This window comes from Phytoactinopolyspora endophytica (assembly GCF_004138495.1).
Taxonomy (GTDB): domain Bacteria; phylum Actinomycetota; class Actinomycetes; order Jiangellales; family Jiangellaceae; genus Phytoactinopolyspora; species Phytoactinopolyspora endophytica.
Window position 1 is genome coordinate 113,365 of the sequence record NZ_ML142855.1, and the last position, 6,292, is coordinate 119,656.

9 protein-coding genes and 2 pseudogenes are annotated in these 6,292 nt (G+C 66.8%); 7 read left to right on the forward strand and 4 right to left on the reverse strand.

Annotated elements, in window-relative coordinates; translation table 11 throughout:
* Positions 1–965, reverse strand: a 965-nt coding sequence (locus ELR45_RS37910; RefSeq protein WP_205856642.1) for a PTS transporter subunit EIIC, incomplete at its 3' end; no start/stop codon positions are given.
* Positions 966–1,237: 272 nt separating this feature from the next.
* Between ELR45_RS37910 and ELR45_RS42725 the strand changes: the two genes are divergently transcribed.
* From ELR45_RS42725 to ELR45_RS15375, 4 genes are all read left to right on the forward strand, one after another.
* Positions 1,238–1,468, forward strand: coding sequence for a PTS sugar transporter subunit IIB (locus tag ELR45_RS42725; protein WP_129667201.1), 231 nt, complete (start codon positions 1,238–1,240; stop codon positions 1,466–1,468).
* On the forward strand, positions 1,465–1,935 hold the full coding sequence (locus tag ELR45_RS15365) for a PTS sugar transporter subunit IIA (protein ID WP_129667202.1): 471 nt from the start codon (positions 1,465–1,467) through the stop codon (positions 1,933–1,935). The genes ELR45_RS42725 and ELR45_RS15365 overlap by 4 nt, the downstream gene beginning before the upstream one ends.
* Before the next feature lie 102 nt (positions 1,936–2,037).
* Complete coding sequence (gene trxA / locus ELR45_RS15370) at positions 2,038–2,406, forward strand: thioredoxin (RefSeq protein ID WP_129667203.1); 369 nt, start codon at positions 2,038–2,040, stop codon at positions 2,404–2,406.
* 91 nt (positions 2,407–2,497) lie between these two features.
* Complete coding sequence (locus ELR45_RS15375; RefSeq protein ID WP_129667204.1) at positions 2,498–3,436, forward strand: META domain-containing protein; 939 nt, start codon at positions 2,498–2,500, stop codon at positions 3,434–3,436.
* A 32-nt stretch (positions 3,437–3,468) separates the two neighbouring features.
* On the opposite strand, the gene ELR45_RS15380 is transcribed toward ELR45_RS15375, so the two are convergent.
* Positions 3,469–3,822 (reverse strand): VOC family protein, encoded by a 354-nt coding sequence (locus ELR45_RS15380; protein WP_129667205.1) that lies wholly within the window; start codon positions 3,820–3,822, stop codon positions 3,469–3,471.
* Positions 3,823–3,918: 96 nt separating this feature from the next.
* Between ELR45_RS15380 and ELR45_RS15385 the strand changes: the two genes are divergently transcribed.
* Positions 3,919–4,896, forward strand: coding sequence for an epimerase (locus ELR45_RS15385; protein ID WP_129667206.1), 978 nt, complete (start codon positions 3,919–3,921; stop codon positions 4,894–4,896).
* A 52-nt stretch (positions 4,897–4,948) separates the two neighbouring features.
* Here ELR45_RS15385 and ELR45_RS42730 read toward each other — a convergent pair whose 3' ends face one another.
* Positions 4,949–5,245, reverse strand: coding sequence for a hypothetical protein (locus ELR45_RS42730; protein ID WP_420813893.1), 297 nt, complete (start codon positions 5,243–5,245; stop codon positions 4,949–4,951).
* On the opposite strand from ELR45_RS42730, the gene ELR45_RS40940 reads away from it, so the two are divergent.
* The gene (locus ELR45_RS40940) at positions 5,165–5,365 is read left to right on the forward strand and encodes a hypothetical protein (protein ID WP_240759756.1); all 201 of its coding nucleotides are present in this window, start codon (positions 5,165–5,167) and stop codon (positions 5,363–5,365) included. The two genes, ELR45_RS42730 and ELR45_RS40940, sit on opposite strands and share 81 nt — an antisense overlap.
* A 42-nt stretch (positions 5,366–5,407) precedes the next feature.
* Here the strand turns inward: ELR45_RS40940 and ELR45_RS42735 are convergent.
* Positions 5,408–5,700: pseudogene (locus ELR45_RS42735) on the reverse strand (DUF1016 N-terminal domain-containing protein); the annotation flags it as partial.
* 195 nt (positions 5,701–5,895) lie between these two features.
* Between ELR45_RS42735 and ELR45_RS37920 the strand changes: the two are divergent.
* Positions 5,896–6,292: pseudogene (locus tag ELR45_RS37920) on the forward strand (ATP-binding cassette domain-containing protein); the annotation flags it as partial.

A 6,292-nucleotide genomic window follows, 5' to 3' on the forward strand; every position in this document is an offset into this window, starting at 1 on the left:
TGCCAGATCGCCAGCGCCGCCGCAGGAAGGGCGAACATCATGATCGGGAAGAAACCGGTCATGAACGAGCCCGCGTCGGGGTCACCGGCGAAGAAGCGGCTGATGTCGCCCTGGTGGACCACTCCGTCCGGGTCCGTGTAATCGCCGACCTGGAACCAGACGATGTTGTTCGGGATGTGGTGCAGGCCGAGCGGGATGAGCAGCCGGTTCACGAACCCGTACAGTCCACCGCCCGCGACCTCGTTGTCACCGACCCACTCTCCGAAGTTGGTGAGCCCGGAGTCGAACGGCCGGTAGATGAAGCTCATCAGGACGCCGATGATGACAGCGAAGAACGACGTGATGATCGGGACGAAACGACGTCCGCCGAAGAAGGCCAGGTACGGTGGGAGCTTGATCCGGTAGTAGCGCTGCCAGAGCAGGGCCGCGGTGATCCCCATGATGATCCCGCCGAGCACGCCGAAGTCGATCAGCTCCTGTTCGAGCGCGGCCGCGATGTCACCCGGAGCTGCGCCCTCCTCGACCAGCGCCTGAGCGGCCGCTTCGTCCGGTTCGCCGAGGATGTGCGGCGACATCGCCTCGGTGACGCCTTTGAACACCAGGTAGCCGACCAGTCCGGCCAGCGCGGTCGAACCGTCGGACTTGCGGGCGAAGCCGATCGCGACGCCGATGGCGAACAGGACCGGCAGGTTGGCGAAGAGTGCGTTCCCGGCCGCGGCAAGGGCCTCGGCCACCGGCTGCAGCCACTCCAGCCCGCTGTACTGTGCCAGGCCCGACGGGAAGCCCTCGGGGACGGTTCCTTCCTCGCCCCCCAGCATGTCGTTCGAGCCGAACCGCAGCAGCAGCGCGGCGGCCGGCAGCACGGCGATAGGCAGCATCAGGCTGCGCCCGACCCGTTGGGCGTAGGTGAGCGTGGTGCCCCAGGCGCTGCCCGATGACGATGTGGTCGTGCTCTGACTGCTCATCATGCGCTCCTTCGCTTCAGACCGTCCGGCTTGCGGTGGGTCGGCCGGTGCGTCCCAGTGGTCCAGGCAGGGCTGATGCAAAAGTCTCCGCGCAGCGTGCCGCCAGCGCAAGAGGTTTGGACACACTGAGTTCGATCTTGCGGACAATCGCTGCCCGATCGCTGTCATCGCGGGCGATCCGCTGTACCCTTACGACCACGAAAGCTCGAGCCGCCGATCCTCCGGGTGGGCATCGAGCGTTATCCGCGTTCACCTCCGCGAAAGGGACAGGGATGAGCAACGCCGAGCAGATCCTCGCCGCCTTGGGCGGAGCGGACAACATCGTCGAGATCGAGCCGTGCATCACCCGGCTCCGGGCAGAGGTCGACGACCCCTCTCTGGTGAATGAGGCCGGGCTCAAGGCCGCGGGCGCGCATGGCGTGGTCAAGGCCGGAACCGCGGTGCAGGTCGTCGTCGGGCCGGAAGCCGACACCATCGCCTCCGACATCGAGGATCTGATGTGAGCCTGCCGGTCCTGGCCCCGGTGGCCGGTCGCGGGTTGCCGCTGGCGCGGGTGCCCGATCCGGCGTTCTCCGCCGCGCTGGTCGGTCCGGGGGCGGCGATCGACCCGGCCCGCGATGGCCTGGCAACCGCGGTATCGCCGGTGGATGGCACGGTTGTGAAGCTGTATCCGCACGCTTACGTGGTACGTACGCCAGCCGGTGCCGGAGTCCTCGTTCACCTGGGCATCGACACAGTACAGCTCGCCGGTGACGGGTTCGAGCTGCTGGTATCCGAGAACGCCACGGTCGTCGCCGGGGACCCGATCGTGGAGTGGGACCCGGTTCTGGTCGAGAAGGGTGGGCGGTCGTCGATCTGCCCGGTCGTCGCGCTCGACGCGGTGGCGTCGGAGTTGTCGTCGATCACGGAGGCCGGACCGATCGCCACCGGCGACGTGCTGTTCCGCTGGGAACACCGACCGGACGGGTGACCTGGCGGCAGCACAGGGATCGGACGCAGGAGCCGTCCGGAAATGTTCGCACCCCCGTCTGGTGTTACACCCAGGGACATCTGAAGACGGAGAGGAACAACGATGGCAACGGTCGAGCTGACAACGGACAACTTCAACGACGTGACCGGTGCCGACGGCATCGTGTTCGTCGACTTCTGGGCGGAGTGGTGCGGACCGTGCCGGATGTTCGCCCCGGTGTATGAGCGGGCGGCGGAGAAGCACTCCGACATCGTCTTCGGCAAGGTCGATACCGAGGCGGAGCGGGAGCTCGCCGGAGCATTCCAGATCTCGTCGATTCCGACATTGATGGCCATCCGAGACAACGTCGTGCTCTACGCGCAGCCGGGTGCATTGCCGGAAGACGCCCTGGAAGACCTGATCGCCAAGGTGCGCGACGTCGACATGGACGAAGTCGCCAAGAACCTCGCGTCCGAGCCGGACGCCCAGTAAGGCTCGCCGCTCGTTCAGATCGTCGCGCAACGCAACCGTTCCGCCCTGCTCCGCGTCTCATTGAAGACCAGGATGCGGAAGGGGACCGGCCATGCGGTTGAGCGCACGAGTGTTGCTGATAGGCACGACGATGGTGGTGCTGGCCGCGTGCGGCGACGATGATCCCGCGCCGGTCGCCACCCCGGGTACCGCCGGGGACGGCGGGAGCAGCGACAGCGGCGACGCGGTCGCCGACGAGGAGGAACCGGCCGACGACGGCAGCACGGGCGAGGCTGGAAGCGGCGACGGTCATGATGACGTGGGCGGATCCGGTACCGATGGACAGGACTCCGACGGTGATGGCCCGGGCGACGCCGACGTGGCCGGCGTGTGGGAGCTGATCGAAGGGACGGGACCGGACGGTGAGCTCACGCTCGTCGAGGGGCACCCGGTGACCCTGGCCATCGGCGACGACGTCGGCGGCACGTCAGCGTGCAACAGCTACGGGGCCGAGATGGAACGCGACGGTGCGTCCGTGCGCATCGACCTGACTCACATGACCGAGATGGCGTGTATGCCCGAGGTCATGGACCTGGAGTCCGCCTATTTCGCGGCTCTTGACGACGTCGACAACATGTCGGACGACGACGGCACGCTGGTGCTGACCGGGCCTTCCACCGAGCTGCGCTTCGACGCCGTTCCGGAGGTCCCGACCGCCGACATCGTCGGCACCGGCTGGGTGCTGGAGAGCCTGGTCGAGGGCGACACCGTGTCCAGCGTGGCCGGCGAGCCGGCGACGCTACGCCTGGAGGCGGACGGCACGTTCACCGGCTCCACCGGATGCCGGGAGATGAGCGGCAGTTACATCGAGGCCAACGGCCAGATCAGCCCGACCGACTTCGGGATGGGCGAGGGAGAGTGCCCGGAAGACCTCCGTGACCAGGACAGCCACGTGGTCAGCGTGATAGAGGGATTCCGTGCCAGGGTCGACGGTGACACTCTGACGCTGACGTCCCAGGGCGGCCAAGGTCTCATCTACCGCGCAGGCTGATGCCGGCACGTTCACACCTTCGCTGATTCGGTCTACACCGAGGCCGGCTCGACGATGACACAGAACTCGTTGCCTTCGGGGTCCGTCAGCACCGTGGTCGTGAAGCCGTCGTCGTCGAACGGCCCGCGTAGCACGGTGGCGCCCAGCGACGTCAGCCGGTCGACCTCCGGCTCCATCGCATTCACCCGGAGGTCCAGGTGCATGCGGTTCTTGACCGTCTTGGCTTCCGGGACCTGCTGAAGCAGGAGTTCCGGCCACTGTCCCCGAGGATCCCGGACCGAGACGTACGGCGGGTGGAACGGCTCACGCGTGAAGCCGAGCGCGGCCGTCCAGAAATCGGCCAACGAGTCGGCGTCGACGCAGTCGAGGACCCATACCAATCGCACGATCATTGACCTCTGTTCCGACTTCTGCAGATGTTCGACGCGCATCGCGCCGCGCACGTCTGGTGTGTGATGTAAGACTCTAGACGCTCGCCGTGTATGAATGGGTGGGTGGTGGAGCGCACAGGCAAGAGAGTCGTCATTCCCGGTGGCTCCGGATTCCTCGGCCGTGCGTTGGCCGCGTGCCTGGTCGATCGAGGCGACGACGTGGTCATCCTCTCCCGCGGCGGTTCGTCGCCGGTTCCCGGAGCCACTATGGCGGAGTGGGACGGCGTCCGGCTCGGGCCGTGGGCCGACCATCTCGACGGCGCCGACGCCGTCGTCCACCTCACAGGCAAGCGCGTCGACTGCCGACCGACGCGGCCCAACATCGACGAGCTGATCCGGTCTCGGGTCGAGCCGGTGCGTCTTGTCGGCGAGGCCGTCCGGAATGCGTCGCTGCCGCCCGCGGTGTGGGTTCAGTCCTCCACGTTGGCGATCCATGGAGAAGGTGGCGATCGGGTCATCAACGAGTCGACACCAGTGTCCGGAGTCGGGCCGGCACAGATGGTCCAGGTGGCACTTGCCTGGGAGGCCGCCTACCGGGATGCCGTGGAGCCGGTCGAGCGGGCTGTGCTGCTGCGGATCGGTGTGGCGGTCGGTGGAAGCGACGACCCCGCCACGGACCGGCTGCGCACGTTGGTCCGGCTCGGCCTCGGCGGTACAGTCGCGTCCGGTCGGCAGTGGCTGTCCTGGATCGCGCTCGATGACCTGCTGCGTGGTCTGCTGCGAGCCATCGACGAGCCGTCTATGCGCGGCATGTATCTGTTGACGTCGCCGTCGCCGGTCACAAACGCCGAGCTGATGGCCACGCTGCGGCGGTTGCTCAGCAGGCGGGTAGGGCTGCCCGCACCGGCGTGGCTGACCCGGCTCGGCGCGCCGCTGCTGGGCTCGGACCCGGAGCTGGCGCTGACCGGCCGTCGCGCTCACCCGGAGCGCCTGCTCGCTGAGGGGTTCACGTTCGACGTCACGGACCTGGAAGAGGCATTGCGTCGGGCACTCGCCGCCACATCTGAAGCTGAACCGAACAGCACTTGATGATGGTGCCTGCCACGTGGCTGAGCGCGAGCCGCAGACAATGTCTGCACTTTTAAGGAATGGCTGTGAACTGCGCAGACGCGTCATCCGTCAGTGGTTCCGTTCGTCGTCGACGCTTGGCGAGTGACGCGGTCGGCGAGCTGCGCTCGAACGTCGTCCAACTCCGCAAGCTCGCCGAGGTCCTTCGCGTCGTCCTCGGCGGCCCCGACTGGTGGACGTCCGACTTTTGCCTTGCCGGAGCCGTCTGCCGTCCATATAGAGCGAACCCATGACCCAGCTCGAGCAGAAAGCGCTGGATGTCGTCCAGGATCGCCTGTTCAAGCTCCCGCTCCTTGGCGCCGTTCTCCAGGTCGAGAAAGTCGAGCACGTACGGATCCTTGGTGGCGGCTATGGCGTCCGGCGCATCGTCGGCGTCGAGAGCTTCGGTGAAGTTGGTCAGCGCGGCTCCTTGGCGCTCATGCAGACGTAGGTTGATCTGTCCCTGCAGGTGGCGCCTCGACCACCGATGCTCCGCAGTCTTCGATGCGTACCACAGGTAGACGTCCGGTTGATTGCTGAACGCGTTGAGAAGCGTTATGTGTTGTGTCCAGCCAATTTGTGCAGCCAGTGGTTGCACTTTTCGATTTCGGGCCATAGAGCAGCGAAAAGACGCATGTAGAAGAGGTTGCGACGGGAGTAGCCTCGTGCTCCGCCAGTCGCAGTTCGCAAGTCCTGGCTGATGCGGCCGACCACGTCGTCGCCCCAGCCGTGTGCCTGTTGCTGCTGCAGGATGTCGCGGCCTATCGACCAGTACAGCATGACCAACTCGGTGTTGACTGCGCGAGCCGCGCGAGCCTGCGCTTGGCCGATGCGGTTCCTGAGGCGATCGATCAGGCTCTGGTACGCCGATGTCGCGGTCGCTCATGGTTCGGTGGTGCTCGGCGACGTGGTTGAGTATGTCCCGTGAATGATGAGCACGGCCTGTTCGCCTTCCACGACATCGTGGTGGAGCGCCGCGGCATCCGCGCGCTCGATGGGTTCTCCGCACGCATTGGTGAGGGAGGTGTGACCGGGCTGAGTGGTCCGTCGGGCTCCGGAAAGAGCACGCTGTTGCGGCTGTGCAACCGGATGGAGGTACCGACGTCTGGGCGGGTGCTCTTCCGCGGCGACGACGTCGGTGATCTCGACCCGCTGAAGCTCCGCCGCCAGGTCGGGATGGTGTTCCAAAAGCCCACGCCGTTCCCTGGGACCGTACGCGACAACCTGCTGGCCGCCCAGCCGGATGCGAGCCCTCACGATCTGGAGCAGGCGTTGCTGCGGGCGTCGTTGGACAGCTCGTGGCTTCAGCGGGACGCCACCGCGTTGTCCGGAGGCGAGGCGCAGCGCGTGTGCATGGCGCGCACGCTGGCCATGGAGC